This window comes from Nocardiopsis sp. RV163 (assembly GCF_001029525.1).
GTDB lineage: Bacteria > Actinomycetota > Actinomycetes > Streptosporangiales > Streptosporangiaceae > Nocardiopsis > Nocardiopsis dassonvillei.
In genome coordinates this window covers 1-3,629 of the sequence record NZ_LEKI01000283.1, presented here as the reverse complement: position 1 = coordinate 3,629, position 3,629 = coordinate 1, and the positions used below count along the sequence as shown (strand labels likewise).

Annotated in this window: 2 protein-coding genes; one reads left to right on the top strand and one right to left on the bottom strand. The window is 75.5% G+C overall.

Translation table 11 applies throughout. The annotated features are described in order from the left end of the window. A partial coding sequence (locus tag ABD54_RS26000) for a (2,3-dihydroxybenzoyl)adenylate synthase (protein WP_047872185.1) occupies positions 1–1,303 on the bottom strand: 1,303 nt, incomplete at its 3' end. 136 nt (positions 1,304–1,439) lie between these two features. On the opposite strand from ABD54_RS26000, the gene ABD54_RS25995 reads away from it, so the two are divergent. After that, positions 1,440–3,629, top strand: a 2,190-nt coding sequence (locus ABD54_RS25995; RefSeq protein ID WP_235432206.1) for a condensation domain-containing protein, incomplete at its 3' end; no start/stop codon positions are given.

Below are 3,629 nucleotides of genomic sequence, written 5' to 3'. Positions count from 1 at the left end.
CGCTCCGGGTCACCAGGTCACCGGTGCGGTAGAACCCGTCCGGGGTGAAGCGCAGCGCGTCCAGTTCGCGCGCCCGGTAGTAGCCGCGCAGGGTGTAGGGGCCGCGGGTGAGCAGTTCCCCGGGGGTGCCCGGGGGCACCGGTTCCCCGGCCTCGTCCACCACCGCGACCTCGTCGGCGGGGGAGAGGGGGCGTCCCTGGGTCGTGCACACGAGGTCGTCGGGGTCGTCCAGACCGGTGTAGTTGTTGAGGCCCTCGGCCATGCCGAACACCTGCTGGAGGCGGCAGCCCAGGGCGGGGCCCACCCGCCGGGCGGTCGTGTCGTCCAGGCGCGACCCCCCGACCTGGAGGACGCGCAGGGAGGACAGGTCGTGCCCGGTCCGGCCGGCCTCGTCCAGCCAGGAGGGCACCAGCGCGGGCACGAGCGAGGTGATGGTCACCCCCTCGCGTTCGATCAGCGCGAAGGCCGTGGTCGGGCTGGGGTCGGGGCTCAGGACGACCGTGCCGCCGACCGCGAGGGTGCCCACGACCCCGGGGGAGACCATGGTGAAGTTGTGCGCGACGGGCAGGACGGCCAGGTAGACCGCGTCCTCGCCCACTCCGCAGGCCTCGGCCGACGCCCGGGCGTTGTACCCGTAGTCGGCGTGGGTGCGCGGGATGAGTTTGGGGGTGCCCGTGGTGCCGCCGGACAGCAGGAGCAGGGCCAGGTCCTCGGCGCCGACCTCGGGGGTGCGCCCGTGCCGCCCGCTCTCCCCGGCGTCGCCGCCGCGGGGGAGGGGATCCGCTTCCGCGAGGGCGTCCCACCGCACCCCGCCGGTGTCCCCGGGGTCGCCGACGACGACCAGAGCGCGCACCGACGGCACGTCCCGCGCGATCCGGGCCGCGGCCGCCCTGGGGTCGCTGCGGCCCCTGCCCTGCGCGACGACGACGGCGCACGCCCGCGCCGTGCGCACGAGCGACTCCACCTCGGCGGCGCCCAGGGTCGGCAGGGCCAGCACAGGCACGGCCCCGATCCGCAGCAGGGCGAAGAGCGTGACGACGTACTCGCGCCGGTTGGGCAACTGGAGCAGGACGCGTTCCCCCGGTTCCACCCCGAGCGAGGCCAGCCCCGCGGCCAGCCGGTCCACGCGCTCGTCCAGTCCGGCGTAGGTGAGCCGGTCCGCGCCCGACACGAGCGCGGTGCGCTCCCCGTGGCGGTCGGCCCGCCCGCGTAGCAGGTCGTCCAGCCTCCGATCGTCCCAGAAGCCGCGTTCGCGGTACTCCCTCGCCTGCTCCTTCGGCCAGCGCAGCCAGTCCTGGGGCATGTGATCCCTCCCGTATTTCCGCGGGCCCGGGTCGACCGGGCGGTCGCGGCAGTGCTATACATAGGCACATCAGCAATGAAAACGGTTTTCATTATTGCTGATCGTGTCGAACCCGAACACAGAGGGGCAGAACACCGTGTCAGACCACGCCGGGGCGGGAACCGGAGCCGGAGCCGTGCGCGAGCAGGTGGCGGAGGTGCTCGGGACCCGGGGGTTCGCCGACACCGACGACCTCTTCGAGCACGGGCTGGACTCGTTGGGCCTGATCCGCCTGGTGGGCGCCTGGCGGGAGGACGGGTTCGACGTCACCTTCGAGGACCTGTCCGCCAACCCGACGGCGGCCGCCTGGAGCGCCCTGCTGCGGGGTTCGGCGGCCACGGAGCGCCCCGCGCCGCAGGAACCCGTGCGCCCGGTGGCGGAGGGGGAGCGCTTCCCCCTGGCGACCATGCAGCACGCCTACTGGATCGGCCGCCAGGACGGACAGCCGCTGGGCGGGGTCGCGGCGCACTTCTACACCGAGTTCGACGGCCACGGCGTGGACCCCGAACGCCTCGCCTCGGCCCTGCGGGCCGTGGTGGAGCGCCACCCGATGCTGCGTGTGAGGTTCGACGACGACGGCCACCAGCGCGTGCTTCCCGCGGCCACCGTCCTCGCCGTGTCCGGAGAGGCTGACGCGCCTGCTGGTTCTGGTGCTCCTGCCGAGCTGAGTGGGTCCGTTGCGGCCGGTGCGCCTGTGGGGGCCACCGCGTCTGTCGCGCCTGTCGTACCCATGCCCTCTGCTGAGTCTGCTGAGTCTGGTGGGTCCGCTGGGACCAGCGCGTTCGTGCAGGCCGCCCCCGCCGTGACGGTCCACGACCTGACCGGCCTGGACCCCGAGGAAGCCGACCGGGTCCTCGCGCGGATCCGGGACACCTCCACCCACCGCCGCATGGACGTCGCCGCCGGACAGGTGCTGGACGTGGCCCTCTCCCTGCTGCCGGGCGGCGCCACCCGCCTGCACGTGGACCTGGACATGATCGTGGCCGACGCCCTCAGCCTGCGCGTCCTGCTGGAGGACCTGCGCACCGCCTACCGGGGCGACGACCTTCCGCCCCTGGAGTACGGCTTCGCCCGCTACCTCGCCGAACGCGCCTCCCGCGACCCCCGGCCGCGCGAGCGCGCCCGCTCCTGGTGGCACGAACGCCTGCGCGAGATCCCCCCGCCGCCCGAACTGCCCGTCCTCCCGGGCGCCGCGCTGCCCGCCGTGCCCGGAACCGACGCCACCCGCTCCACCCGCCTGCACCACCGGCTCACCCCCGAGCGCACCCGGCTGTTCGAGCGGCGGGCCCGTGCCGCGGGCGTCACCCCCGCGGCCGCGCTGGCCGCCGCCTTCGCCGAGGTGCTGGGCGCCTGGAGTTCGGCCCCGCGGTTCTCGCTCAACCTGCCCCTGTTCGACCGCGCGCCCCTGCACCCCGACGTCGGCCGGGTCGTCGGCGACTTCAGCAGCTCGGTGCTCCTGGGCGTGGACACCGCCGACCCCGCTCCCTTCGCCGAGCGGGCGCGCAGGGTTCAGTCCGACCTGCACGCTGCGATCGACCACGGCGCCTACGGGGGGGTGGAGGTCCTGCGCGACCTGGCCCGCCTCGACGGCGGCAACCCGGTCCTCGCCCCGGTCGTCTACACCAGCGCCATCGGCCTGGGCCCCCTGTTCACCGATCCCGTGCAGGAGTCCTTCGGCCGCCCCTCCTGGATCATCTCCCAGGGCCCCCAGGTCCTGCTCGACGCCCAGGTCACCGAACTCGACGGCGGGCTCCTGCTCAACTGGGACCTGCGCGAGCGCGCCTTCGCCCCCGGAACCGCGGAGGCCGCCTTCGCCTGCTACCGCGCGCTCGTCGAGGACCTCACCGACGACCCCGCGGCCTGGAGCCGCCCCTTCGGTCCGGAACCCTCCCCGGACCGGGCCCGGGCGCGTGCCGCGCACACCCCCGACGCGGCGCCGCCCGGCCCCCGCCCACTGCACGGGCGCTTCTTCGACCACGCCCGCACCGCCCCCGGCGACACCGCCCTGGTCCTGACCGACGGCGCGTCCCTGACCTACGGGGAACTGGCCGACCGGGCGCTGCGCGTGGCCGGAGCGGTGGCCGGGGCCGTGCCCGCTGGCGCGACCGTGGCCCTGGACCTGCCCCGGGGCGCCGACCAGGTCGCCGCCGTCCTGGGCGTGCTCGCCGCGGGCTGCGCCTACCTCCCCCTGGGCCGCGACCAGCCCGCCGCCCGCCGCGCGCGCGTCCTGGCCCAGGGCAGGCCCGACCTGCTGATCTGCGACGACCCGGCACCGGCGGTCCTCGCC